A 25,061-nucleotide genomic window follows, 5' to 3' on the forward strand; every position below is an offset into this window, starting at 1 on the left:
GACAAGGAAGGCACACACCATGAACCCACGTTCCATCAAATCGCTGCAAATCGGCATGCACTGGTTTCCCGAGCGCGCGGGCGGTCTCGACCGCATGTACTACTCGCTGATCGGCGCGCTGCCCGGCGCGGGCGTCGAAGTGCGCGGCGTGGTCGCGGGCTCGGAGCGTGTCGCGCACGACACGAACGGCGCGATCAACGGCTTCGGTTCGGCGTCGCAATCTCTGCCGCTGCGCCTGATGGCCGCGCGCCGCGCACTGCGCCGTGAGATTCGCGAGCAGCGGCCCGACGTGATCTCGTCGCACTTCGCGCTGTACACGTTTCCCGGCCTCGACGTGACGCGCGGCATTCCGCAGGTTTCGCATTTCCAGGGGCCGTGGGCCGACGAGAGTCACGTCGAAGGCGCCGATTCGCTCGGCCAGCGGGCGAAACGTTACCTGGAGCAGACGGTCTATGCGCGCTCCTCGCGGCTGATCGTGCTGTCCGATGCGTTCGGCCGCATTCTCACGTCGCGCTACGGCATTCCCGCCGACCGCGTGCGCGTCGTGCCCGGCTGCGTGAACGTCGACCAGTTCAATCTGCCCCTCACGCAAAACGAAGCGCGGCTGCGCCTGCAACTGCCGCTTGGCCGGCCGATCGTGCTGGCCGTGCGGCGTCTCGTGCGGCGTATGGGCCTCGAAGATCTGATCGACGCGGTGAAGATCGTCAAGCGCCGTCAGCCGGAGGTGCTCCTGCTGATCGCGGGCAAGGGCCGCTTGCAAGCAGAGTTGCAGCAGCGCATCGACGATGCGGGCCTCGGCGACAACGTGAAGCTGCTGGGCTTCGTGCCCGACGAGCATCTCGCATCCCTGTATCGCGCGGCGGATATCAGCGTCGTGCCGACGGTGGCGCTCGAAGGCTTCGGCCTGATTACCGTGGAATCGCTGGCCTCGGGCACGCCCGTGCTGGTGACGCCCGTGGGCGGGCTGCCGGAAGCGGTGGCAGGGCTGTCGCAAGATCTGGTGCTGCCGTCGACGGGTGCCGACGCAATCGCCGATGGTCTGACCAAGGCGTTCGACGGCACGATCAGATTGCCGGACGCGGACGCCTGTCGCGCCTATGCACGGGCAAACTTCGACAACCCGGTGATCGCGAAGCGCGTCGCCGCCGTGTATAACGAGGCGATTCAGGCGGCCGCATAGGCGGCTGCCGGCATCGGCCGGACGTAGCGCAATGGAAGGGACGGCCGCAACGCCGTCCTTTTCTTTTGGGCGGTGTCCGCCCGTGTCGGCAGTGCCGCGCCATCATAATTCCGACATTTCAGGAATTATCTATTTCAGACGTTGTTGAGAGCTATAATTCCTGAATTATCGGAATTATTGACATCCGGCGCGCCACTTCGTCATAATTCCGATATTCTCGTAATTATCTCTCTGTTGATTCAACAGAAGGATTTATTCCTCGAATCACGGAACTATGGCTCGCACCTTACCCCGACCGACTGCCGTCACCCCGTTGGCCCGCGACATGGCCGCGCTGGGGCGGCTCGTGCGCAACCGGCGCGCGCAAAGCGAACTGCGCATCGACGATGCCGCCGACATGCTCGGTGTCTCCAAAGACGTCCTGTCGCGCCTCGAAAACGGCCGCTCGGTGAGTCTCGACAAGCTCTTCAAGGTGCTGGACGGTCTCGGCCTCAACATGCTGGTCTTCACGAACCAGCAGACCAGCGCGGTGCTCGATGTCGTCGAACCGCCCGCCGCGCAGGCGTCGGAGAAGCCCTGATGCCGCACAGCCTTCACGTCACGACTCACGAAGGCGCCGTCGGCCGTCTCGACTTCGAGGCGAAAGCGAGCCTCTATCGTTTCGAGTACGACGGAAACTGGACGGCGCGCCGGCATGCGTTTCCGTTGTCGCCGCATATTCCGCTGTCGGGTGAGGAACCGCCGGGCGGCGCCGTGCATCGCTTCATTGCGAATCTGCTGCCGGAGGGGCGGGCGCTCGACGTGGCGTCCGTCGTCTATCAGGTGTCGAAGGACAACACCTACGGGCTCATTCGCATGCTCGGCAAGGAACCCGTCGGCGCGTTGAGCTTTCTGGCTTCGGACGACGCGGGCCAGCCCATCGGGCACGTCGCGAGCGACGACGCGACGCCTGCACGCCGTGCGATTACAGCCGACGAACTGAGCCAGCGCATCCGCGAGCGCGACGCGATTCCGTTTCCCGTCTGGGATGGCAAGGTGCGTCTGTCGGTGGCGGGCTACCAGGACAAGCTGCAGGTGCTGCTCGAAGGCGAACGCATCGCGCTCGCCGACGGGCCGCTGAGTTCAACGCACATTCTCAAGCCCGAATCGCGCAGCGCGGTGACGCCGTGCATGGTCGCCAACGAGCACTACTGCATGACGCTCGCGTCGCGCATCGGCTTGCAGACGGCGCCCGTCGCCATCCGGCGCATTCCCGAACCGATCCTGCTGATCGAGCGCTTCGACCGCAGCGTCGTGCTCGACGCGTCGAATGGCGAATCCGTCGAAGCCGTGCGCCGCCGGCATGTGATCGACGGCTGCCAGGCGCTGGACTTGCCTGTGTCGTTCAAATACGAGCGCAATTTCGGCAACACGCAGGACGTGCGCAATATCCGCGAGGGCGTCAGCTTCGAGAAGCTGTTTTCGCTGCAGCGGCATCTGGACAATCCCGCCGCCGCGCGCACGTTCATGATCCGCTGGGCGCTGTTTCAACTGCTGATCGGCAACAGCGACGCGCACGGCAAGAATCTGTCGTTCTTCGTGCATCGCGGGGGACTCGATCCCGCACCGCTGTACGACCTCGTCTCCGTCAACGCATACGGCGAGCGGGTCGAGCAGGACATGGCGATGGGTTATGGCGATGCCTTCCGGCTCGAAGAGATCACGCCGTTTGCGCTCGCGGATTTCGCGCAGCGCACGGGTACGGCGCCGCGCTTTCTCGCGCGCGAAATGACGCGCATGGCGCAGGCGGCAAAAACACTTGCGCCCGGGCTGGCGGACTCGGATGTGTACATTGGCGACGAGCGCGCGCTGGTCCACACGATATCGGCGTTCATCGACGCGCAGGCCGATCGTCTGCTGCAGTTCGCGCCGATGGTGCCGCAGGTCAACCGCAAACTGCTCTGAAAAACAAAGGGCGCTTTAAGCGCCCTTTGTTCATCGAATCGGTATCAGCACGACACGCCGTTCTGGTTGCGCGCGATATCCGCCTCGACCATCATGCGGCACAGCTGTTCGAGCGACGTCTGCGGACGCCAGCCCAGCTTTTCGTGCGCCTTGTCCGCGCAGCCGATCAGCAGATCGACTTCGGCGGGGCGGTAGAAGCGCGGATTCACGCGAATCAGCGTCTTGCCCGTCGAGATATCGAGGCCGACCTCGCGCTCGTCGCGGCCCGTCCATTCGAGCTGATAGCCCGCCGCCGCGAACGCCATCTTCACGAAATCGCGCACCGTCTCCGTGCGGTTCGTCGCGAGCACATAGGTGTCGGGCTCGTCCGCCTGCAGCATGCGCCACATGCCTTCGACATATTCGAGCGCGAAGCCCCAGTCGCGCTTCGCATCGAGATTGCCGAGTTCGAGCACGTCGGCTTTACCGAGCTTGATCTTCGCGACGGTGTCGGTGATCTTGCGCGTGACGAACTCGCGGCCGCGCAGCGGCGATTCGTGATTGAACAGAATGCCGCTCGTCGCGAACATGCCGTACGACTCGCGATAGTTGATCGTCGACCAGTGCGCGAACAGCTTCGCGACGCCATACGGGCTGCGCGGATAGAACGGCGTGTCTTCGCTTTGCGGCACGGCCTGCACCTTGCCGAACATTTCCGATGTGGACGCCTGGTAGAAACGCATCTGCGGGTTCACCGTGCGGATGCCTTCGAGCAGGTTCAGCACGCCGACGCCCGTCACTTGCGCCGTCGTCGACGGCTGGTCGAACGACACGCCCACGAAGCTCTGCGCGGCGAGGTTGTAGAGTTCGTCGGCCTGCACGGTATCGAGCAGGCGCAGCGTCGAGCCGGCATCCGTCAGATCGTGTTCGACGAGTTGCAGATTCGGGTTGTCCATCACGCCGAGTTCTTCCATCCGCCAGAAGTTGACGGAACTCGTGCGGCGGTACGTGCCCGTGACCTGATAGCCCTTGCTGAGCAGCAGCTTCGTCAGATAGGCGCCGTCCTGGCCGGATACGCCCGTGATGATGGCTTTGCGTTGTGTGGTCATGAGTTGCCTCTCGTCGGGTTGTCTGAAGTTGAATGAGGAGGAGAAGGGGCGCGCGGTGTCTGGCGTTGCGAAAGCGGTTGCGACAGCGGTTGCGACAGCGCGGCCACGCCGGACAGGCGGCGCACGAGCGGCTCGATCACCTGAAAATCCTGCTGCGCCTTCACGCGATACAACTCCGGCTTCGGATGCGCGCCGTCGGACATATGCGCTTTCCAGTCGGCCATCGCGGAAATCTGCGCGTAGTGATCGATGAGGGGCACCTGCTGTTCGGCTGCGACGCGCCGCGTCATGGCAACCATCCCGGCAAGGCGCGCATTCAGCCGTCCATCGGGCATCGGGTTCGCGGTTTGCAGCACGGGCAGCTTGCCGAGCGCCTGCGCCGTCTTCACAAGATCCGTTTCGGCCTGATAGAACTGCTCGGGCGACTGGTTGTGCATCACTTCGTTGATGCCGTAGTTGATCGTGACGATCTGCGCGTTCGATGCAGCCAGGCGGTCCTTCCACGGACCTTTGCGGCCCGGACCCGTGCCGTCGCGCAGTTGCGTGGCCATCGTGCCGCCGACGCCGTCGTTCACCACCGACACGCGCTCGCCGTACTTCGCGCGCAACTGCTCCTGCAGGTACGTCACCGCGTTATCGGCACGCGGTCCGCAGCGGCCGTCGCTGCACGAAATGCCGAGCGTCGTCGAGTCGCCGTACGCTTCGATCAGCACGGGCGGCTGCGCGGCTTCTTGCGCACCGGCAAACGTGGCGGCAAGGGCGAGCGCGCAGAACGCGGCGCACTGCATCGATGCGGGCTTCATGCACTCGTCCTCGATGCTTCGCGTGCCGCGTGCAGCAGTTCCTCGCCAGCTTCGTCGCGCTTCGTGCGGCGCGGCGATGCGCTGCCGTGAATCAAACGCCGCTCGAAGCCGAACCACGAAGCGCTCGCATAGACAAGCGTGATCGCCAGCGCGAGGGCCGCCGTCGCCGTGCGGCCGTAATGCAGCGGCCAGAGCATGTAGAGAACGGTCAGGTGGATCAGATAGATCGTGTAGCTGATCGTGCCGATATAGACGAGCACGGGGTTGCACAGCACCCGTTTGACGATGCCCTTGCTTTGCAGCGCGATCACCACGATCGACGTGCACAGCACGAGCGACACGCTATACAGACCGGCATTCGACAGCGGCGTATTGGCCGCGCGAAAACGCGGATAGTGCAGATGCAGCCACGCGAGCACGGCGAGCGCCGCGCAGATGCCGAGCGCGGCCAGCACCTTGTACGGCGCGAGCGCATTCGCATCGCGGCGCACGGCGACGGCCAGCAGCGCGCCCGCTGCGAGCAGATCCATACGGAACGGCGTCAGGTAATAGATCGGCCAGAACGAATCGAACCACGGCGTCGCGACGGCGCGCAGCACGGGCACGAGCACGATCAGCGCGGCCGCGACGTAGCCGACTGCGCGCTCGGGCAACAGCAGGATCACGAACGGCCAGAAGATGTAGAACTGCTCTTCGACGGCAAGCGACCACAGCACGTTCAGGCTGTCGTGGCCGCTTTGTCCCAGTGCGTCGGCGATATTCGTCGCGAAGAACGCGTACCACTCCCAGTGCTGCGCCCAGCCCAGACCGAACAGCAGCGACGACACCAGCATCAGCAGCAGATACGGCGGCAGGATGCGGCGCACGCGGCGCGCATAGAAGTAACTGAAATACGACTGCTGGCGCGCCTTGCGGTCAAGCAGAATGCCCGTGATCAGAAAGCCGCTCAGCACGAAGAACAGATCGACGCCCATCCACAGCGGCGCCTTCAGCGCGTGCTGCGCAAACACGGCGAGCACGGCGATCGCGCGCAAGCCGTCGAGCTGGACGATGCGTCGGTGATGAGAAGACGTGGCGGGCAGAGTGCTGGCTGTCATGAGCGTCCGTGTATGCGCCTGATACGGCATTCGAAGGGCCATGCACGGTGTCGCAAAGCGATCACCATGAAGACGGCAAAAACGGGTTTTATTCTAGGTAAAGAAAAACGCTAAAAAACTGGAATGAAATAAACGAATTGATTTGAATAATAAAAAGTGGCTTTTTATATTCGCACACGGACGGTTACACCTCGATACAGCTTTCCGGAGAAATGCGGCAAGAACTACCTGTCGACGCGTCGCATCGGTAAATCATGGGGCAAACCGCACATAAAATTGCCTGAAAAACGTGCATACCGATTTTTTTCTGTTTTCTTTTTGCATGTTTCAACGCGCGAATAATTTTGAATTATTTGCGATTTACGTGATTCATTCTTTGCAATTACCGTTAAGCGCCGATTGGAGCATTGCGCTTTAGCGCCGCTTTGATGCCGCTTTGACGCCATTGCGCGCATCGAACTCGCATTGCACTTCTTTTGCGCATTTCCGCACGGCATCCGGCGTTGCATGCCGATCGCCTGCCTTTGTTTCGCTTCGACTGGAGAACCCGCGTTGCCTCGACTCACGCTTGCCCGCGCGATGTGCGCGTTTGCCTTCCTCGCCACGCTGCACGCGTTCGCCGAACCCGCGCTGAACGTGCAGACGTCGTGGATCGGCAATACGTTCGGCTATGGCGACGGCAGCTGGACGCAGATCAACATCACGGCGCTCGCGGTATCGCCGGATGGCAAGGTCTACACGAATGCGCCGTGGGACGAGAGCGGCGCGGAAGCCAGCGTGTATCAGGGCGGCAGGATGCTTGGCTTCGCGGGCGGCACGCACGGTTGGGGCAATAGCGGCGGCAACGCGATCGCGATCAACGGGCGTTACGCGTATGTGGCCGTTGGCGTGGGCAACGAGAAGGGACATCTCGTCGGCCAGGGCGTGTGGCCGGAGAAGGGCCGCCAGTGGTACGGCATCTCGCGGCGCGAGATCGGCGATACGAAGCGCGTCGCGGCATTTCAGCCCGCGGTGAGCAGCCTCGATCCGCATGCGAAAGCCGCCGCTGCGTTCGAACTCGTCAACGACATGCCGACAGGCACGCGCGGCGACATCAACGGCCTTGCCGCGAGCGATACGGCGCTGTACGCGTCCAATACATCGCAGAACCGCATCGAGGTGTACGACGCCGAATCGATGCAGCGCAAGTCGCAATGGAACGTCCCCGCACCGGGACGTATCGCGCGCGCGCGCGACGGCACCTTGTGGGTGCTCACCCATACGCTGGGCGAGCATCCCGACGTCGCGCATCTCGCGTCCGACGGCCAGCGTCTGAAAGACGAATTGCCGCTGCCCGCCGACACCGTCGCCGTCGATCTCGCTGTCGACCCGCAAGGCCGCGTGCTGATCGCCGATAACGGTCCACGCCAGCAGGTGCTGTTCTTCAGCAAACGCGACGGCGCGTATGCGTTGACATCGACGCTCGGCGAACGCGGCGGCATCTTCGCCGGTGTTGCGGGCAAGCCCGGCCCGCAGCGCTTCAACGGGCTGACAGGCGTGGGCGTCGACGCGCGCGGCAACGTCTATGTGTCGACCAACGGCATTGGCCCGCGTTTCGAACCGACGGGCGCAGGCCTCGGCGCGACGCTCGAAAGCTATGCGCCGGATGGCAAACGGCTGTGGCAGGTCGAGGGGCTGCTGTTCGTCGATGGCGCATGGATGGACCCGGCGCGGCCCGACAGCGTCTATACGGGCAACAAGCGCTTCGAACTCGATCTGTCGAAGCCCGCCGGTCGGCAATGGACCTACGCGGGCTTTCTGACGAACCGCTTCAGGTATCCCGACGATCCCGTCTTTAACACCGACCAGTGGCCGGGACTGCCCATCGCGCGGCAGCTTAAGGGCCGTACGTTCCTGTTTCTCACCGACATGTATGCGGACCATCTGAAGATCTATCGCTTCGATGGCGGCCGCAACGGCGAGACGGCGACGCCTTCCGGCTTCATCGCGGGTCGCGAGCGCGCCGTGCTGAAGGTGCCGAACGCACCGAAGGGCGGCGACTGGATCTGGCGCGACGCGAACGGCAACGGCCAGTTCGATGCCGACGAATTCACGCCGAACACCACGGGCACGCACCTCGCGGGCGGCTGGGGCTGGTGGGTCGACAGCAACGGCGACATCTGGCGCGCACGCGATTCGAAGGGCATCAACCGCTTCCGTTTCGGCGGGCTCGATGCGAAGGGCAACCCGATCTATTCGTACAAGGACATGACCGCGTACGCGGTGCCGCAGCCGTTCAGCGAAGTCAAACGCGCGATCTACGACCCGCAGACCGATTCCATGTACGTGACGGGCTACACGCCTGAAGCGCCGTTCGACCGCGCCTTCTGGAAGGAAATCGGCCGCGTGCTGGTGCGCTACGACAAATGGTCGAGCGGCAATCCCGTTGCGCGCTACACGCTGCCGCTGCCGTGGGACACGAAAGCCAGGCCCGTGTCGACGCTGATCGGGCTCACGGTCGAGGGCAAGTACGTGTTCGCCGTCGAGCCCGTCGGCACGGTGCACGTCTACGACAAGGACACGGGCACGCCCGTCGGCTCGATGCAGCCGGGCCCGGAAGTGGGCCGCGCATCGGGCTGGGTCGATGTGCCCAACGGCATCAGCGCGCATCGACGCAAAGACGGCGAGTACCTCGTGTTCGTCGAGGAAGACGCGCGCGGCAAGGTCCTGATGTACCGCTGGAAACCCCACGCCAACTCATAAGCACGACGCTTCTCCACCCACACGCTACCTCAACCCAGGCGCAACGCATGACTGACTCAAAAGGACTCCGATGGACAAAGGCATCCTCAGAAACGTAGTGATCAACCTGATCGGACTGGTGTTGCCGACGTTTGTGTCGCTCGTCACGGTGCCGTCGTACATCAAGCTGCTGGGCGTCGAGCGCTACGGCGTGATCAGTCTCGTCTGGACGCTGATCGGCTACTTCAGCATCCTCGATCTCGGCATGAGCATGGCCGCGCAGAACCACATCTCGAAGGCGCGCGCGTCGAACGACGCCGATGCCTGCGAGCAGGTGTTCTGGAGCGCGACGTGGCTCAATCTGGCGACGGGCATCGTCGGCGGGCTCGTCATTTACTTCGGCGCGGCGCTGTATACGGCGTACTTCTCGAAGGTGTCGCCCGAACTGCAGCACGAGGTCTATATGGCGCTGCCGTGGCTCGCGGTGGCGATACCGCTTGCCAACGTGTCGTGGGTGTTCGCGGGCGCAATCAACGGCGCGGAACGCTTCGGCATCTACAACACGAACCAGACGCTCGGCACCTTCCTGTTCCAGCTCTTGCCGCTCGCCGCCGCATGGATGATGGGGCCGACGTTGCAGAACGTGCTCGCGGCCGCCGTCCTCGCGCGTCTGCTTGCGGCGATCCTGCTGGGACGCTCCGCAATCAGCGTGCTCGGCATCCGCCGGTTGCGGGCGCCGCAATTCGCGGTGGCGAAGGGCCTGTTCAATTTCGGCGGCTGGATGCTGATTGCGAGCATCACGGGCATGGTCGCCGAATCGCTCGACCGCGTGATGCTCGGCACGAGTCTCGGCGCGCGTTTCGTCACGTATTACACGGTGCCGCAGAACCTCGTCACGCGTCTGAACATCGTGCCCACCGCGATGCTGCGCACGCTGTTTCCGCGGCTGTCCGCCGTGGGCCGCGACGATGCCGACGTCATCATGCGCCAGTCGCTCGAGTTCCTGAACGGCGTGTTCACGCCCGTCGCGCTCGTCGCGATCATCGTGCTCGAACCGTTCCTGCATGCGTGGGTCGGCAGCGAAGTCGCCGACGCGGCAGGGCCCGTCGGACGCATCCTGATCATCTCCGTGTGGCTCGTCGGTCAGGCGAACCTCGCACGCATCCTCATTCAGTCGCAGGTGCATCCCGCATCGGCCGCGCGTCTCGGCCTGTTCGAACTGCCGTTCTTCGCGGCCGCGCTGTGGTACGGCATCGCGCATTTCGGTCTGACGGGCGCGGCCGTCGTCGTCGCCGCGCGCGGACTGTTCGACTACGTCGTGCTGTTGCGCCTCTCTGCGATTCACGCGCGCCCGATCGTGCTCGACATGTGCGCACACCTCGCTTTCCTGGCGGGCACGTTGTGGCTCGCCACCTTGCTGTCCAGCCTGCCGATGGCCATTGCCGCGGGCGTGCTCGTCGTGAGCGCGAACGTCGCGTGGTCGCTCACGATGACCCCTGCATTGCGCGATCTTGCGCGTTCGCTGCTTGCGCGTCTGAAGTTGCGACTCAATCCGAGGAATAGCGCATGAACCACGATCTCGTTGAAGAAGACCTGCTGCGTCCCACGCCCGTGACGCGCGATGCAGGCCACGATCTCATCCCCGCCACGCCCGGTGCCAGGCCGCCCGCGACGCCCGCACAACGGCGCGGCGCACGCAGCGTCGGCCCCGTGCGCGTCGCGATCATTCACGACTGGCTCGTCACCTACGCGGGCGCCGAGCGCGTGCTCGAACAGATCGTCGCGTGCTTTCCGGACGCCGATCTGTTCAGCCTCGTCGACTTTCTCGACGACCGCACGTTCCTGCGCGGCAAGTCCGTAACGACGTCGTTCATCCAGAAGCTGCCGATGGCGCGCACGAAGTACCGCGCGTATCTGCCGCTGATGCCGCTCGCGATCGAGCAGCTCGACGTGTCCGCGTACGACGTCGTGATCTCCAGCAGCCATGCCGTGGCGAAGGGCGTGCTGACGGGACCGGACCAGGTGCATATCAGCTACGTGCATTCGCCCATTCGCTACGCGTGGGACTTGCAGCATCAATACCTTCAACAGTCGAAGCTGACGAGCGGACCGAAGTCGGCGTTCGCACGGCTCATCCTGCACTACATGCGCAACTGGGATATCCGCACATCCAATTCCGTCGACGCATTCGTCGCCAACTCGGAGTTCATTTCGCGCCGCATCCGCAAGGTCTATCAGCGCGAGTCCGAGGTGATCTTTCCGCCCGTGGACGTGGATGCGTTCTCGCTCTGCGAAACCAGGGAAGACTTCTATCTGACGGCATCGCGCATGGTGCCGTACAAGAAGATCGATCTGATCGTCGAGGCGTTCGCACAGATGCCCGAACGCAAGCTCGTCGTGATCGGCGACGGCCCCGACATGCAGAAGGTGCGCGAGAAGGCGACCCCCAACGTGCAGATCATGGGCTATCAGCCTTTTGATGTGCTGCGCGATCACATGCGCCGCGCGAAGGCGTTCGTGTTCGCGGCGGAAGAGGACTTCGGCATTTCCGTGGTGGAGGCGCAGGCCTGCGGCACGCCCGTCATCGCGTACGGCAAGGGCGGGGCGCTCGAGACCGTGCGCGACCAGTATGAATCGCATCCCACGGGCATCTTCTTCAACGAGCAGACAACCGGGTCGATCATCGACGCGGTCGAGCATTTCGCCAGCGATCCCACGCGCTTTCGGCCCGCAGATTGCCGCGCGAATGCGGAGCGCTTTTCGATTCGCCATTTCCGCGAGCGCTTCTTCGGCTTCGTGCGCGAGTCGGTGCCGGCGTTACGCGGCGCGACGCTGCCGTCCGACGATCCGCCCGCGATCGGCAAAGAACAGCAGCAGGCATCGAGCGCATTGCGCGTGCTCGCGATCGATCAGAGCGGCGTGATGGGCGGCGCCGAACTGTCGCTGCTGGAGATCGTGAAGGCGCTCAAGGCGCGCGTGCAGGTCGTGCTGTTCGACGACGGTCCGTTCCGTGTGGCGCTGCATCGCGAAGGCGTGGCCGTCGACGTGCTCGATCCCGGCGCGATACGCGAAGTCCGCAAGCAGGGTGGCACGCCGCCGCTGGCGAAAGCCGTGAAGGGCGTTGCGTCGCTGGTGCGGGCGACCGTCGCACGCGCCCGGCAGAGCGACGTGATCTACGCGAACACGCAGCGCGCGATGGTGATCGGCGCGCTCGCGGGACGCTTTGCGCGACGCCCGGTGGTCTGGCATCTGCGCGATATCGTGAGCCCCGAGCATTTCGGCAGCAAGCAGCTCGCGATCATCAAGTGGTGCGCGAAGTTCGGCCTCGCGCACGTGATCGCCAATTCGGCCGCTTCGGCGCGCGCGTTTGCCGAGCTGACGCAGTTCGGCGACCAGCGCATCGACGTCGTGTTCAACGGCATTTCCAGCGCGCCGTTCAATGCGCTGCGCGATGTGCCGCAAAGCGTGCTGCGCGCGCGGCTGAATCTGCCGCAGGATGCCTTCCTCGTCGGCTCATTCAGCCGGCTCGCGCAATGGAAGGGGCAGCATGTGCTGCTCGAGGCGATGGTGCTCAATCCGCACATGCATGCCGTGCTGGTGGGCGCGCCGCTGTTCGGCGAAGACGCGTACGAGGCGAAGCTGCACGCGTTCGTCGCGGCGCACGGACTCGAAGAGCGCGTGCATTTTCTGGGCTTCCAGGACGATGTCGCCGCGTGCATGTGCGCCGTCGACGTGGTCGCGCACACGTCGATCACGCCCGAGCCGTTCGGCCGCGTGATCGTCGAAGGGATGCTCGCGCAGCGGCCCGTGGTGGCCTCGCGCGCAGGCGGTGTGACGGAGATCATCGACGACGGCGTGAACGGCGTGATGTGTACGCCGGGCGATGCGCATGCGCTCGCCGATACGCTCGCGGAGCTGCGCTCGGATCAGGCCTTGCGCGACCGGCTCGTCGCGCGCGGCTATCAGACGGCCGTGCGCAAGTTCGGCACGCAGGCGTATGTCGAAGGTGTCGAGCGGATTCTGGCGAATGTGGCGGGCGCACACGCGAAACTCGCAAGCTGAGAAAGCGAAAAGGCCGGCGCGATGTGTATCGCGCCGGCCTTTCTTTTTGCTTCGACCGCTTGAGCGTGCTTTAGCGCTTAGCGCATTCGCCGCGCAGAAGCAGGCTTCAGACTCGCCGACCACTTCATCGCAGGCAGTTCGACGCAGCGATAAAACACCCATGCAGCAGCAAGCGCAACGAGCATGAAGCCGAAGGTCGGGAAGATCGACGTCTGCAGCGCGGAGCGATACAGCAGCGACGACAGCAGCACGAAAATGGGCAGATGAATCGAATAGAGCGAGAAGCTGAAATCGCCGAAACGCGACAGCATGCGGATTGCAGGCGTGTCGTTGTGACGCCGGCTCTTGAGCGCTTCGCTCAGGTAGCAGGCGAAGCCCAGCGCCCAGAGTTGAAACGCATAGTACTGCCCGAAGTGAAACGCGGCACAGCCGAGCGCCGTCAGCACGGCCGCCGCGCCATACATGAGCCACGGCATGCGCTTCTGCGCTGCGCTGCGCGTCACCTGTGATTCGGCGATCCATGCGCCGAGCGTCCACGAGAGCCAGAACGATGTGAAGAACTGCAGTTCATGGCGTTCGAATACGAAGAACGACGCGATGTTGACAAGTGCAACGAGGCCGAGCACGCCATTCATGCCGATTCGCCGGCGCAATGCGAAAAGCAGCGGATACACGGCATAGAACTGCACCTCGAGCGACAGCGTCCACAGTGCGCCATTCGAGCCATACGTCTTGCCCGCCACGCCTTGCAGCGAGAACAGGTTGACGAGAAACGCCTTGGGGCCGATGTCGAGAATCTTGTGATTGACGGGCGGAAACTGCAGGCTCGTCCAGTCGAGCGCCAGCGTGAGCAGCAGGGCGGCGAATAGCACCGGATAGATGCGTGCGAAGCGGCGCGCCCAGAAGTTCATCGCGTCGAGTGCGTAGGCCGGATTCGCCGCGAGCCGCTGCGCCGCACCGCGGTGAATGCAATAGCCGCTGATGACGAAAAAAATCGGCACGCCCGCCGAGCCCCATGCAATCGGCAAGGTCAGATACGCGACGATCGCGTTCAGGTCGAACGACTTGCCCGCGACGTGGTGAAAGCTCTGCATGCCGATCCATTCGACCTGGCGGCAATGAAAATAGGCCACCAGCAGCGCGGCGAATCCGCGCATCGCGTCGATGACGTGTTCCTTGTCGGCGACTTTTGTCTCGCTGCGCGTCGCCTGCGCAAAGGACAGGGACGAGCCGGTGGCGTCCAGTGCTGTATCGCTCATGCGCGGTCCTTGATCGTTGAGGAATGAATGGGCACGCGGCTTCACGACACAGCGTGCCCGCCCGCGTATCGTAGGCGAATGGGCGTGCAAAAAATCGGCAATAAATGATTGGAATTATTTGCATCGACATAGGGGCGTTTTATTTCGCCAGGCATCCGGAAATCCATATAGCCGCTTGAATTATTTGACGTTTTTTTCGTGTTACGTTGATGTGGGAAAACTTTGACAGGGGTGGGGTCATGAACCTGCATTTGATCGCCGGCGTCGCCGTGCTGCTGCTGCTCGTCGCCGTATCCGCATATCGCGAAGCGCTGCGCAACGAGCCGATCAGCCGCATCCGGATGAATCCGGAAAAGATGCCGCAGTTCGAAGAGAACGAATAGCCGCATGCGGGCAGCATGCATGGGCGCAAAGGCAAGATTTACATGGCGTATGCAAGTCAATTCAAAGATTTGATGTCATTGTTTCCTGATGCGTGTTGAATACCGGAATAAATGATCGTCAATCGAACAATTTGAAATAATTTCGATGCCGCGTTGCACAAGATTTCGAATAGTTTTGCGCTAGTCTTTTCCAGCACGACAATGCGCCGCCTCTCACGGCGATTGCATACATTCAATCCAACCGAGTGGAAATGCATACCATGCTGAAAGTCACCAAAGCCGTCTTTCCTGTTGCGGGCCTCGGAACACGTTTTCTGCCTGCCACGAAGGCGAGCCCGAAGGAGATGCTGCCCATCGTCGACAAGCCGCTGATCCAGTACGCAGTCGAAGAAGCGATCGCAGCAGGCATCACCGAAATGATCTTCGTCACGGGCCGCAGCAAGCGCGCGATCGAAGATCACTTCGACAAGTCCTATGAAATCGAAGCGGAACTCGAAGCGCGCGGCAAGGCGCAGCTGCTTGAACTGGTACGCAGCATCAAGCCGGCGAACGTCGACTGCTTCTACGTGCGTCAGGCCGAAGCGCTGGGTCTCGGTCATGCCGTGCTGTGCGCGGAAAAACTGGTCGGCGAAAGCCCGTTCGCGGTGATTCTTGCCGACGACCTGCTGCACAGCGAAAAGCCCGTGATGAAGCAGCTCGTCGACACGTTCAACCACTATCACAGCTCGGTGGTCGGCGTCGAAACGATCGCGCGCGAAGCGAGCCGCTCGTATGGCGTCGTCGACGGCAAGGAGTGGGAAGAAGACGTGATCAAGCTGTCGGGCATCGTCGAAAAGCCGGCACCCGACAAGGCGCCGTCGAATCTCGGCGTGGTCGGCCGCTATGTGCTGATGCCGACTATCTTCAAGCACATCCGCGCGCTGAAGCCGGGCGCGGGCGGCGAACTGCAATTGACGGACGCGCTGCAATCGCTGCTGACGGAAGAGCAGGTGCTCGCCTATCGCTACTTCGGCACGCGCTTCGATTGCGGCAGCAAGCTCGGCTATCTGAAGGCGACCGTCGAATTCGCGCTGCGTCACCCGGAAGTGCGCGCGGACTTCGAAGACTTCCTGCAAAGCTACCTGCCGCTGCATCTGACCCAGGCCGCCGCATGAATCCAACGCCTGCGGCAGCGAAGGCGCGTCTATGCGCCGTCGCGCTGCAGGCCGATGGGTGCGAGCGCCCGCATCGTCAGGACGAGGCGGGCCCGCTGGCCGACGATGCGCGTGCGAGTATTGCGCGCACATCGTCGTCGGTGGTTTCGCTGAAGTCGGAATAAAACTGGCTGACGGCGAAGAAGGATTGCGGCGTCACCACGCAGACGAATTCATCGATCTCGCCGCCGATGCGCGACGCCGCATCGGCAGGCGCAACGGGCAGCGCAGCGACGATCTTCGCGGGTGAGCGGGCGCGCAACGCGCGTGCCGCAGCCGTCATCGACGCACCCGTTGCGAGCCCGTCGTCGACGATGATCGCGACGCGCTGCGCGACCTCGATAGCGGCCCGCTGCGGGTCGCGGAATAACGCCTCGCGTCGCGCGAGCTGCGCTTTCTCATCGGCCAGCACGCGCTCGAAATCATCACGGGACACAGCCGTCTCGCGCAGCAGTTCTTCATCCACATACAACGCATTGCCCGATGCGATCGCGCCCATCGCCAGTTCGGGTTGCCACGGCACACCGAGCTTGCGCACCACGAGCACGTCGAGCGGCGCGCGGAGCGCGCACGCGACTTCATACGCAACGGGCACGCCGCCGCGCGGCAGCCCGAGCACGACGACATCGTCGCGCCCCGCGTACTGCTTCAGATGATCGGCGAGCGCACGGCCCGCGTCGGCCCGATTGGCAAACGGCTGGTGCATGATTCGCTCGCTCCCACGTCCGCTATCCCTTCACTATAGGACGTTGAGCATAGACAGGGCCGATTCCTGCAACGGCCGCAACACGCGAACGAGGGCCGCTTCCGTCGTCTCCTTGCCCATCGGCATGTTCGTGCTGAGCGCGGCGACCACATCGCCATGGCGGTTTTTCATCGGCACCGCAACACCGCGCACGCCGATATCGAGTTGCTGCTCGATCACCGCGAAACCGTCCGCTTGCGCGCGGCGGATCTTTTCGAGCAGGCCCGTGCGATTCGTCAACGTATGCGGCGTGAACGGTGCAAGCGATGTGTCGTTGAGCCACGTCTGCATCGCGTCCTGATCGCGGTGATACGCGAGCAGCACGACGCCGGGCGAGGTGAGCGGGGCGGGCACGCGCGCGCCGAGCACGAAGCCCGTCGTCATCACGCGCGACGTGCCGTTGCGCGCGATGAACACCAGCTCCCAGTCGTCGAGCACGCTCACGTAGACGGATTCGCCAATCGTCGCGCTCAGTTGCTGCAGATAGGGCTGCACGGTCTTCGGCAGACGCGCCGAATCGAAATACGACCAGCCGACACGCAGCACACGCGGCGTCAGCCCGTACAGCTTGCCGTCGCCCTGCACATAGCCGAGATGTTCGAGCGTCAGCAGATAACGGCGCGCGGCCGTGCGCGTCATGCCCGTCAGCTGCGCGGCCTGGCTCGGCGTGAGGCGCGCGTGTTCGCTGTCGAACGACTCGAGGATCGCGAGCCCTTTTTCCAGGCCCGCGATCCAGTCTCGTTTGTCCAGTGGCGGTCGGTTCATGGCAATCACCCTTTTGATGCTGCGCGGCTAACGTATCGATATGCGCGATTATCGCTCACGCAAGGCGGGCTTGTGCCGCTCATTCTTCCGTCAGCACATCCGTTCAGGTGCGACGCGAGCGCGGCTGCCGGATTCGCCGGCAACCCCGCAAACGCTTGATTTCACCGTATGCATGCCGCCACACACGGCCTGGTGCAAACCCGCGAAGCGCGCGTTAATCGCACATAAACGTGCGATTAACGCACGTTTTCACGTTGGGGAGCATTGCCCGGGCAGGTCTGCTTGCCTATTCTTGAGCCACCTCAGCGGCGATCGGTCTTGCCGGCGCCGCGTCGACGGGAAGTCGACGGGAATAGCGAATGCGTCGCCCTGCAACACGGGTTTTACCGAAGAAGGTCTGCCATGAGTCAAGCAACGAGTCACGCCACGAATCAGCCCTGCATCATCTCTGTCGCGATCACAGGCTCCGTGCCGCGCAAGAAGGACAATCCGGCCGTGCCGATCTCGGTGCCCGAGCAGGTCGAGAGTACGCACGAAGCTTATGAAGCAGGCGCGACGCTCGTGCATCTGCACGTGCGCGACGAAGATGAGCGCTCGAGTTCCGACCGCAACAGCTTCGCGGCGCTGCAAGAGGGCATCCGCAAGCATTGCCCGGACATCATCATCCAGTTCTCGACGGGCGGCCGCGGCCGTTCGTTCGAACAGCGCGGCGCGATGCTCGATTTGCGTCCCGACATGGCGTCCCTCGCGACGGGCTCGGTGAACTTCCCGACCACCGTCTACGAGAATCCGCCCGATTTCGTGCGCATGCTCGCGCAGACGATGCTCGATCACGACGTGAAGCCCGAAATCGAAATTTTCGATCTGGCCATGCTGTACAGCACCGTCGATCTCGTTCAGCAGGGCCTGCTGAAAGATCCCGTGCATGTGCAGTTCGTGATGGGCGTGAAGAACGCGCTGCCCGCGCGCCGCGAGATTCTCGAGTTCGAAGTCGAGCAGTTGAAGAAGCTGCTGCCGACGGCGACGTGGACGGCGGCAGGCATCGGCCGTCACCAGCTCGAAGTGAATCACTGGACCCTCGAAATGGGCGGCCATTGCCGCACGGGACTCGAAGACAACGTGCGCTGGGACAAGGACACGCTCGCGAAAAGCAATGCGCAGCTCGTGCAGCGCGTCGCGGATCTGTGCGGCCAATACGGCCGCCCCGTTGCGACGGCGAAACAGGCGCGCGAGATGCTGGCGCTCAAACCCGCTGCCTGAGTGCGCGTTCTGTCCGCTCATTCAGTACGCTCATTCAGTCCGCAGTCTCATCAAGCCATACCATGCTCCGCTCCATTGCCACCGTGTCGGTTAGCGGCACGCTCGTCGAGAAGCTCGCTGCCATTCGCGCGGCGGGCTTCGACGGCGTCGAGATCTTCGAGAACGATCTGCTGTATTTCGACGGTTCGCCCGCCGATATCCGCAAGCGTTGCGCCGATCTCGGCCTGCAGATCATGCTGTTCCAGCCGTTCCGCGATTTCGAGGGCGTCTCGAAAGAGCGGCTCGCGCAGAACCTGAACCGCGCTCAGCGCAAGTTCGAACTGATGCACGAACTCGGCACCGATCTGGTGCTCGTGTGCAGCAACGTCAACGCGAACGTGATCGCGGATGACGGGCTGATCGTCGATCAGCTCGGCGAGCTTGCCTTGCTCGCCGAACGCGAAGGCGTGCGCGTGGGCTTCGAAGCGCTGGCGTGGGGCAAGTACGTGAATTCATATCGCCACGCATGGCGGCTCGTCGATGCCGTCAATCATCCGAGTCTCGGACTGATACTCGACAGCTTCCATACGCTGTCGATCGACGATCCCATCGATCCCATCGCCGACATTCCGGGCGATCGCATCGCGTTCGTGCAGATCGCCGACGCGCCATTGCAAAAGATGGACGTGCTCGAATGGAGCCGTCATTACCGCTGTTTTCCGGGGCAGGGCGACTTCGACGTCGCGGGCTTCGCGGACCGCGTGCTCGCGACGGGCTATCAAGGCCCGTTTTCTCTGGAAATATTCAACGACGGCTTCCGCGCCGCGCCGACGGCGGCAACGGCCGCAGACGGATATCGTTCGCTGCTGTACCTCGAAGAGCAGGCCGCGCATCGCCGCGCAGGAAAGAATGCAGCGCAGGACGCGCAGCCGCTTTTCACGCCGCCTGCGCCGCCCGCGCATTCAGGATTTCAGTTCATCGAATTCGCCGTCGATTCGACGAGCGCGCCGCGTCTTGCGCAGCGTTTTGCCGAAGCGGGATTTCATACGGCGGGCAAGCATCGTTCGAAGGACGTGACGCTGTATCAGCAGGGCGATGCGTCGATCGTGCTGAACGCAGAGACGGATTCGTTCGCGAGCGAGTTCTTCCATCGGCATGGGCTGTCGCTGTGCGCGTCGGCGTTCCAGGTCGACGATGCCGGGCGCGTATTCGAGCGCGCGACGTCGTTCGGCTATGCACCGTTTTCGGGCCGCGTCGGTCCGAACGAGCGCGTCGTGCCGGGCGTGCGCGCGCCGGACGGCAGTCTGCATTACTTCGTCGATGCGCGGCCCGACGAGCCGACTCTTTACGAAGCCGACTTCGTGCTCGACGCGCAGGCCAATGCACAGCCGGCCGTGCAGGGCGGGCTGAAGCGCATCGATCACGTGTGCCTCGATCTGCCTGCCGATGCGCTCGATACATGGATTCTTTATTTCAAGGCCGTGTTCGGCTTCGAGGCCGAGCCGGCCTGGCTGCTGCCCGATCCGTACGGACTGGTGCGCAGCCGCGCGGTGCGCAGCGCCGACGGCTCGGTGCGGATCGTTCTTAATGCGTCGGTGGACGGGCGGACGTCGACGGCGCAATCGCTGCATACGTATCGCGGTTCAGGCCTGAATCACGTGGCATTTGTCACGGACGACATCTTCGCAGCAGTCGAACAGTTGCGCGCACGCGACGTTCGGCTATTACGGATCCCGTCGAACTATTACGATGACCTTGAAGCGCGATACGATTTCGCCGACGGCATGGTCACGAAGATGAAAGAGGCCCACGTGCTCTACGACCGGGACGCGCAGGGCGGCGAGTTCTTCCATGTGTACACCGAGCAGATGGACGGACGCTTCTTCCTCGAGGTCGTGCTGCGCCAGGGCGGCTATGACGGATACGGCGCGGTGAACGCACCTGTGAGGCTCGCCGCGCAGGCACAGCGCAAGAACGGCTAGCGGCAAGAGCAGAGATCGCGCGGGTCACGTAGTCAGTGAATACCCGTAGCGATCCGCACAAGACGAGACATACCAAGGCATACCCGGCTTTCCCCGCATCACTTCGGCTTTTCCGCACTACCACGCAGCACTGGCGGCGATGGACTCCGTTTGTCCATACGCCGGCAAAGCGATGCTCCGCATCGTCAAAACACTCGAAGATAAAAGGATCAGGAGATGAAAAGACGTTACCCCGAAGTCAAACTCGCGCTGGCTTGCGCAGCAGTGCTGGCCGCGATGCCTGCCTTCGCGCAGAACAGCGTGACGCTGTACGGCATCGTCGATAACGGCATCGGTTATCAGTCGAGTTCGACGTCGCTCGGTTCGACCGCAAACGGCCACTCGGCAGTCAAGATGGTCACGGGCGTGTGGGCAGGCAGCCGCTTCGGCTTGAAGGGCGCGGAAGACCTCGGTGGCGGCACCAAGGCGATCTTCACGCTGGAAGAGGGCTTCAGCGCGAACAGCGGCGCAATGTCGACGAACAACCTGATGTTCAGCCGCCAGGCGTTCGTCGGCGTGACGAACGACGCATACGGTTCGCTGACGGCGGGCCGCCAGTACGCGTCGTACTACCAGCTGCTCTCGCCGTACAGCCCGACCACCTGGCTCACGGGCTTCTACGGCGCGCACGCGGGCGACGTCGACGGTCTCGATACGATCTACCGCGCGAACAACACGCTGCTGTACATGTCGCCGAAGCTCTACGGCTTCAAGTTCAGCGGCTCGTATTCGTTTGCGGGCGTGCCGGGCAGCGCATATCAGGGTTCGACGTGGAGCACGGCGGTGCAGTACGCGCAGGGCCCGATCGGCATCGCGGTCGGCTTCTCGAAGATCAACAACTCGAACGTGAACGGCGGCGCTTTCGGCACCGATTCGGCGACCTCGAACGCGGGTGCGCAGGCGGGTATCTCGGCCGTGACCAACGGCTACCAGTCGGCACGCGCGCAGCAGCGCTTCGCGGTCGGCGCGGGCTACACGTTCAACAGCCAGTTCGACATCACGGCGACGTACTCGAACGTGCAGTACATTCCGGGCGTCGGCTCGGGCTTCCACGATCTGTCGATCTGGAATTCGGGCGGCATCGTGCTGCACTGGAAGCCGACGGCGGCATGGGACTTCGCGACGGGCTACGCGTACACGCGCGCGACGAAGGCCAACGGCATCTCGAGCAACGCGTCGTACTCGCAGGTCAACCTGTCCGAGTACTACTCGCTGTCCAAGCGCACGGGCATCTACGCGCTGCAGGCGTATCAGCGCGCGAACGGCCAGACGCTGGCGCCGAACGCGACGGGCGGCGGCACGCACATCATCAACGCAACGGCAACGATCGGCGATGGCTTCAACTCGACGCCTTCGTCGTCGCGCAGCATGGTGGGCGTCGGTGCGGGCATTATTCACCGGTTCTAATGCTGGTTTGTCCGCTTGAACGCTGTTTGACGTCAGCCTGATATGGACGTGAAGCAGGACAGGGCGCCGCAATTGCGGCGCTTTGTTTTTTTGCGGGACGGATGTCGCAGCGAACTGCGCGTTCGATGCGGGAGCGGCGCTTGCTGCGCCCGTCGCGGTTGAATTCCCGTTTATGGCATGTCGAAATCGGTATGGCGACAGCAAATAGCCATCGACGGCGTGCATCATAGGCGGACGGCAACGACAGCCAGGCGGCATGGAGATGCTCAGCGGCTGCTACAATCCTGCGTCATTGCAATGAAGGTGAACACATGGGCTTTGAACAACTGGCGAAGCTGAGGGACGAACTCGCCAAGCAGGCAAAAGCGCAGCGCAAGGAAAAGCAGGCTGCGGACACGCACGCTGCCCACCCGGGCAAGGATGCGAAGGCTAAGGACTCGAGAACCAGGGACGCACGCCCGGCTGGCAAGCCTGCCGCGAAGACGGACCGGAAGCCGGCGGCCGCGCGGCCGGCCGCGAAGCAGCAGAATCCCGTCGATCCCGTGGTGCATACCATCGGCAAGTTGCAGAAGCGTTTCCCGCTGGCATTCCCGAAGAATCCTGCACCGAAGGTCGCGCTGAAGATCGGCATTCTCGACGATCTGCTCGCGCAGGCGGGCGAACTGAAACTGACCGAGCAGGAAGTCCGCGATGCCGTGAGCACCTGGTGCCGTGGCAGCCGCTACTGGGCGAGCCTGACGGAAGGCGCATCGCGTGTGGATCTGACAGGCGCGGAAACGGGCAAGGTCACGGCATCGGAATCCGCGTTTGCGCGACGCCGTTCGGGTGGCCGGACGAAACCGGCTGCGAAGACTGGCGAGAAAGTGCCTGTCGCTGAAGCAGCAAAGCCGGCGGATGATGCCGCTGCGGCGACGGCCAGCGCGGACAGCGAAGACGGAAACGCGCCGGCCGCCGATCAGGCGCAAGGTTGATGGATTGAGGTTGTAGGGAGCGGTGGCGGGTTTGCTGCTGCTTATCAGTGATTTGACATAATCTTAATTATCGAGCTTTTGATTGTCAGAGCTTTTTGATAATGTCCGATTCTGGCTGATTAGAAATGTCCGGTTTCACTCCCTGAGCGACGCACTGCGCGCATGCTGCGCCATGGTGGTTGCCCAGGGAGCCGGACATGAACGCACGTGGATTCGTCACGATCAGCATGCACGAGCTCGAGCGGGTCAAGATCATCGAGGCGGTAGTCGAACACCCGCTGAAGGTTTTTCAGGCAGCCGAGCGTCTGCAGCTTTGCGAGCGCCAGATCAATCGCCTGGTGCATCGCTATCAGGCCAGTGGACCGGCCGGGCTCGTATCGGCGCGCCGTGGGCAGCCTGGCAACCGCGAACTACCCCGTGACCTGCGGGCACGGGCCATGGCGCTGGTGCGTGAGCGCTTTGCCGATTTCGGCCCGACGCTGGCGCGCGAGAAGCTGGCTGAATGTCATGGCGTGGTGCTGGCGAAGGAAACTGTGCGGCGCTGGATGCGTGACGCCGGCCTGTGGATTCCACGCAAACAGCGGCCGCCGAAGCTTCATCAGCCGAGAAACCGCCGCGCCTGTCTGGGCGAGCTGGTGCAGATCGACGGCAGCGATCACCGCTGGTTCGAGGACCGCGCGCCGGCGTGCACGCTGCTGGTGTTTATCGATGACGCAACCGGGCGGCTGATGGCGCTGCACTTCACGGCGACGGAGTCGACCTTCAGCTACTTTGACGCTCGCGTATATCGAGCGTTACGGCACGCCCGGCGCGTTCTACAGCGACAAGGCGAGCGTGTTTCGCAATATTGCGCGTGCCAGCGAACGCGGCTTGCGCGAGGAAGTGGAGGCAGCTGAACCACGGACCTAGACGGAGGCCAACGCAGATTTCATCGGGGAAATGAATGCACGTATCGAGCGTGACGGATTGCCCCTCGAAGAACACCGGATGTTCTGGTGGCGCGGTTCGACCTGTACAACAATCCTTCGCCAAGATCGAAAGCGACATCGCCGTTTCTGCTGGACGTGCGAAGCGATCATCTCGACTTGTTGATCTCACGCGTCGTGATCCCTTTGACGCGGGTCGCGGGCAACTATACGGCGAGCAAGGTAGGCGCAGGACCTCTCCCCGCTCATCGAGATCGGGGGCGAATAGTTCGAGCTCGAGACGCCGTTGCTCGGCGCATTCAGGTCAGGCGATCTCGGCCTGCCAATCGGCTCGCTGAAAAATGAACAGGACCGTATCGGCGCCGCGCTGGGTCGCCTGTTTGGCGCTTATTGATCAACGCTCATCGATCGGCCGGTGCGCACAAAGCTGTGCGCACCAAAAAACAAATGGCCTCACCAGGCCATTTGCTTACCCACCGCTAGGTGAAACGCTTATTGCGGCTGGATGTTCGCAGCCTGCTTGCCCTTCGGGCCCTGCTTTACTTCGAACGACACCTTCTGGTTTTCCTGGAGCGACTTGAAACCGCTCGACTGGATTTCCGAGAAATGTGCGAACAGGTCTTCACCGCCGCCGTCCGGCGTGATGAAACCAAATCCCTTTGCGTCATTGAACCACTTCACCGTACCTGTTGCCATTTGCTGATTTTCCTGAATTGATGTGACGCGTCTACGGCGTTGTGCCAGACACGTATTCCTTTTTTACCACGGGCACGGCATTGCCCACAATCAACGATTGTACGAAGAGTGCTTTGCATCTGTGCGTGACATCTTGTGCCGGCCCGAAAAACGCTGTTCCGCCACACTGCCCTTCGCGGCTGCCTGCTTCCCGATCATCTTTACTCTATTGCCACGAGCCTTTTCCTCAAACCTGTCGGATCACGGGTTTTTCGCCAATGAGTTCCCGTCTTTCCGTCAATGAACATCAGTGTCGGCCAGCCATGCCGGCTCCGGGCATCCTGATACCGCCTGGGCAGCTGCCCGTCCGTTCTTCTACAGGTCTTCATCGATTGCGTATCAACGCGCGCTCGCCGCGCCGCTCGAATGGACACCGGTGACGCCGGATTGTCCGTGCAATTTCTCCGGGTTATGCCTTGCGCACGGCTCACGGACGCCCTGCCGTAGCTCGCGGCAGAATATGGTGTGATGCCACCCGTCCTCCCAGCCCAATCATGGCATCGCACTCCCCCGGCCGGTCCG

Annotated in this window: 19 protein-coding genes and 2 pseudogenes; 14 read left to right on the top strand and 7 right to left on the bottom strand. The window is 63.1% G+C overall.

Features of this window, described 5'->3' with window-relative positions:
- The first annotated feature begins 19 nt into the window (after positions 1-19).
- From FRZ40_RS03345 to FRZ40_RS03355, 3 genes are all read left to right on the top strand, one after another.
- On the top strand, positions 20-1,180 hold the full coding sequence (locus FRZ40_RS03345; protein ID WP_147233335.1) for a glycosyltransferase family 4 protein: 1,161 nt from the start codon (positions 20-22) through the stop codon (positions 1,178-1,180).
- A 274-nt stretch (positions 1,181-1,454) separates the two neighbouring features.
- Positions 1,455-1,760 (top strand): helix-turn-helix domain-containing protein, encoded by a 306-nt coding sequence (locus tag FRZ40_RS03350; RefSeq protein ID WP_028371312.1) that lies wholly within the window; start codon positions 1,455-1,457, stop codon positions 1,758-1,760.
- Entirely contained in the window at positions 1,760-3,124 is a 1,365-nt protein-coding gene (locus tag FRZ40_RS03355; protein WP_147233337.1) for a HipA domain-containing protein, read from the top strand. Before FRZ40_RS03350 ends, FRZ40_RS03355 begins: the two co-directional genes overlap by 1 nt.
- 44 nt (positions 3,125-3,168) lie before the next feature.
- On the opposite strand, the gene gmd is transcribed toward FRZ40_RS03355, so the two are convergent.
- From gmd to FRZ40_RS03370, 3 genes are read right to left on the bottom strand one after another with little or no spacing between them, the layout of a single operon-like run.
- Positions 3,169-4,212 (bottom strand): GDP-mannose 4,6-dehydratase, encoded by a 1,044-nt coding sequence (gene gmd / locus FRZ40_RS03360; protein ID WP_147233339.1) that lies wholly within the window; start codon positions 4,210-4,212, stop codon positions 3,169-3,171.
- Positions 4,209-5,015 (bottom strand): SGNH/GDSL hydrolase family protein, encoded by an 807-nt coding sequence (locus tag FRZ40_RS03365; protein WP_240057069.1) that lies wholly within the window; start codon positions 5,013-5,015, stop codon positions 4,209-4,211. Before FRZ40_RS03365 ends, gmd begins: the two co-directional genes overlap by 4 nt.
- On the bottom strand, positions 5,012-6,112 hold the full coding sequence (locus tag FRZ40_RS03370) for an acyltransferase family protein (protein WP_028371316.1): 1,101 nt from the start codon (positions 6,110-6,112) through the stop codon (positions 5,012-5,014). The genes FRZ40_RS03365 and FRZ40_RS03370 overlap by 4 nt, the downstream gene beginning before the upstream one ends.
- Positions 6,113-6,664: 552 nt before the next feature.
- Between FRZ40_RS03370 and FRZ40_RS03375 the strand changes: the two genes are divergently transcribed.
- From FRZ40_RS03375 to FRZ40_RS03385, 3 genes are all read left to right on the top strand, one after another.
- A complete protein-coding gene (locus FRZ40_RS03375) occupies positions 6,665-8,854 on the top strand; it encodes an NHL repeat-containing protein (protein ID WP_420873843.1) in 2,190 nt (729 codons plus the stop codon).
- 70 nt (positions 8,855-8,924) lie between these two features.
- Positions 8,925-10,403: an oligosaccharide flippase family protein gene (locus FRZ40_RS03380; RefSeq protein ID WP_147233342.1), complete on the top strand. Its 1,479-nt coding sequence runs from the start codon at positions 8,925-8,927 to the stop codon at positions 10,401-10,403.
- The gene (locus FRZ40_RS03385) at positions 10,400-12,895 is read left to right on the top strand and encodes a glycosyltransferase family 4 protein (RefSeq protein WP_147233344.1); all 2,496 of its coding nucleotides are present in this window, start codon (positions 10,400-10,402) and stop codon (positions 12,893-12,895) included. The genes FRZ40_RS03380 and FRZ40_RS03385 overlap by 4 nt, the downstream gene beginning before the upstream one ends.
- Before the next feature lie 77 nt (positions 12,896-12,972).
- Here FRZ40_RS03385 and FRZ40_RS03390 read toward each other — a convergent pair whose 3' ends face one another.
- Positions 12,973-14,154 (bottom strand): acyltransferase family protein, encoded by a 1,182-nt coding sequence (locus tag FRZ40_RS03390; RefSeq protein WP_147233346.1) that lies wholly within the window; start codon positions 14,152-14,154, stop codon positions 12,973-12,975.
- 239 nt (positions 14,155-14,393) lie between these two features.
- Here FRZ40_RS03390 and FRZ40_RS44305 point away from each other — a divergent pair, with 239 nt between their 5' ends.
- Positions 14,394-14,537 carry a hypothetical protein gene (locus FRZ40_RS44305; RefSeq protein WP_007749838.1) on the top strand — a complete coding sequence of 48 codons (144 nt, stop codon included), beginning with the start codon at positions 14,394-14,396 and terminating at the stop codon, positions 14,535-14,537.
- Between the two features lie 260 nt (positions 14,538-14,797).
- The gene (gene galU, locus FRZ40_RS03395) at positions 14,798-15,691 is read left to right on the top strand and encodes a UTP--glucose-1-phosphate uridylyltransferase GalU (protein ID WP_028371129.1); all 894 of its coding nucleotides are present in this window, start codon (positions 14,798-14,800) and stop codon (positions 15,689-15,691) included.
- Between the two features lie 76 nt (positions 15,692-15,767).
- Here galU and FRZ40_RS03400 read toward each other — a convergent pair whose 3' ends face one another.
- Positions 15,768-16,436, bottom strand: coding sequence for a phosphoribosyltransferase (locus FRZ40_RS03400; RefSeq protein WP_147233349.1), 669 nt, complete (start codon positions 16,434-16,436; stop codon positions 15,768-15,770).
- 33 nt (positions 16,437-16,469) lie between these two features.
- Positions 16,470-17,240: an IclR family transcriptional regulator domain-containing protein gene (locus FRZ40_RS03405; protein ID WP_028371127.1), complete on the bottom strand. Its 771-nt coding sequence runs from the start codon at positions 17,238-17,240 to the stop codon at positions 16,470-16,472.
- Between the two features lie 402 nt (positions 17,241-17,642).
- On the opposite strand from FRZ40_RS03405, the gene FRZ40_RS03410 reads away from it, so the two are divergent.
- From FRZ40_RS03410 to FRZ40_RS46105, 6 genes and pseudogenes are all read left to right on the top strand, one after another.
- Positions 17,643-18,500 carry a 3-oxoadipate:acetyl-CoA acetyltransferase gene (locus tag FRZ40_RS03410; protein WP_147233351.1) on the top strand — a complete coding sequence of 286 codons (858 nt, stop codon included), beginning with the start codon at positions 17,643-17,645 and terminating at the stop codon, positions 18,498-18,500.
- 62 nt (positions 18,501-18,562) lie between these two features.
- On the top strand, positions 18,563-20,461 hold the full coding sequence (locus tag FRZ40_RS03415; RefSeq protein WP_147233353.1) for a bifunctional sugar phosphate isomerase/epimerase/4-hydroxyphenylpyruvate dioxygenase family protein: 1,899 nt from the start codon (positions 18,563-18,565) through the stop codon (positions 20,459-20,461).
- 216 nt (positions 20,462-20,677) lie between these two features.
- Positions 20,678-21,907 carry a porin gene (locus FRZ40_RS03420; protein ID WP_147233355.1) on the top strand — a complete coding sequence of 410 codons (1,230 nt, stop codon included), beginning with the start codon at positions 20,678-20,680 and terminating at the stop codon, positions 21,905-21,907.
- Between the two features lie 311 nt (positions 21,908-22,218).
- Positions 22,219-22,878 (top strand): ProQ/FinO family protein, encoded by a 660-nt coding sequence (locus FRZ40_RS03425; RefSeq protein WP_147233356.1) that lies wholly within the window; start codon positions 22,219-22,221, stop codon positions 22,876-22,878.
- A 197-nt stretch (positions 22,879-23,075) separates the two neighbouring features.
- A pseudogene (locus FRZ40_RS03430) lies at positions 23,076-23,727 on the top strand (ISNCY family transposase); the annotation flags it as partial.
- A gap of 146 nt (positions 23,728-23,873) precedes the next feature.
- Positions 23,874-23,993, top strand: a pseudogene (locus tag FRZ40_RS46105) (CcdB family protein); the annotation flags it as partial.
- A gap of 303 nt (positions 23,994-24,296) precedes the next feature.
- On the opposite strand, the gene FRZ40_RS03440 reads toward FRZ40_RS46105, so the two are convergent.
- Positions 24,297-24,500 carry a cold-shock protein gene (locus FRZ40_RS03440; RefSeq protein WP_028370218.1) on the bottom strand — a complete coding sequence of 68 codons (204 nt, stop codon included), beginning with the start codon at positions 24,498-24,500 and terminating at the stop codon, positions 24,297-24,299.
- Between the last annotated feature and the right edge of the window lie 561 nt (positions 24,501-25,061).

Origin of the sequence: Paraburkholderia azotifigens, assembly GCF_007995085.1 — a bacterium.
GTDB lineage: Bacteria > Pseudomonadota > Gammaproteobacteria > Burkholderiales > Burkholderiaceae > Paraburkholderia > Paraburkholderia azotifigens.

Excerpts from the sequence above, each read along its gene's own strand:
- FRZ40_RS03415 (WP_147233353.1), top strand. The coding sequence starts at position 18,563 with ATGCTCCGCTCCATTGCCACCGTGTCGGTTAGCGGCACGCTCGTCGAG.
- FRZ40_RS03350 (WP_028371312.1), top strand. The coding sequence starts at position 1,455 with ATGGCTCGCACCTTACCCCGACCGACTGCCGTCACCCCGTTGGCCCGC.
- FRZ40_RS03385 (WP_147233344.1), top strand. The coding sequence starts at position 10,400 with ATGAACCACGATCTCGTTGAAGAAGACCTGCTGCGTCCCACGCCCGTG.
- gmd (WP_147233339.1), bottom strand. The coding sequence starts at position 4,212 with ATGACCACACAACGCAAAGCCATCATCACGGGCGTATCCGGCCAGGAC.
- FRZ40_RS03365 (WP_240057069.1), bottom strand. The coding sequence starts at position 5,015 with ATGAAGCCCGCATCGATGCAGTGCGCCGCGTTCTGCGCGCTCGCCCTT.
- FRZ40_RS03370 (WP_028371316.1), bottom strand. The coding sequence starts at position 6,112 with ATGACAGCCAGCACTCTGCCCGCCACGTCTTCTCATCACCGACGCATC.
- FRZ40_RS03410 (WP_147233351.1), top strand. The coding sequence starts at position 17,643 with ATGAGTCAAGCAACGAGTCACGCCACGAATCAGCCCTGCATCATCTCT.
- FRZ40_RS03420 (WP_147233355.1), top strand. The coding sequence starts at position 20,678 with ATGAAAAGACGTTACCCCGAAGTCAAACTCGCGCTGGCTTGCGCAGCA.
- FRZ40_RS03425 (WP_147233356.1), top strand. The coding sequence starts at position 22,219 with ATGGGCTTTGAACAACTGGCGAAGCTGAGGGACGAACTCGCCAAGCAG.
- FRZ40_RS03390 (WP_147233346.1), bottom strand. The coding sequence starts at position 14,154 with ATGAGCGATACAGCACTGGACGCCACCGGCTCGTCCCTGTCCTTTGCG.
- FRZ40_RS03405 (WP_028371127.1), bottom strand. The coding sequence starts at position 17,240 with ATGAACCGACCGCCACTGGACAAACGAGACTGGATCGCGGGCCTGGAA.
- FRZ40_RS03355 (WP_147233337.1), top strand. The coding sequence starts at position 1,760 with ATGCCGCACAGCCTTCACGTCACGACTCACGAAGGCGCCGTCGGCCGT.
- FRZ40_RS03380 (WP_147233342.1), top strand. The coding sequence starts at position 8,925 with ATGGACAAAGGCATCCTCAGAAACGTAGTGATCAACCTGATCGGACTG.
- FRZ40_RS03345 (WP_147233335.1), top strand. The coding sequence starts at position 20 with ATGAACCCACGTTCCATCAAATCGCTGCAAATCGGCATGCACTGGTTT.
- FRZ40_RS44305 (WP_007749838.1), top strand. The coding sequence starts at position 14,394 with ATGAACCTGCATTTGATCGCCGGCGTCGCCGTGCTGCTGCTGCTCGTC.
- galU (WP_028371129.1), top strand. The coding sequence starts at position 14,798 with ATGCTGAAAGTCACCAAAGCCGTCTTTCCTGTTGCGGGCCTCGGAACA.
- FRZ40_RS03400 (WP_147233349.1), bottom strand. The coding sequence starts at position 16,436 with ATGCACCAGCCGTTTGCCAATCGGGCCGACGCGGGCCGTGCGCTCGCC.
- FRZ40_RS03440 (WP_028370218.1), bottom strand. The coding sequence starts at position 24,500 with ATGGCAACAGGTACGGTGAAGTGGTTCAATGACGCAAAGGGATTTGGT.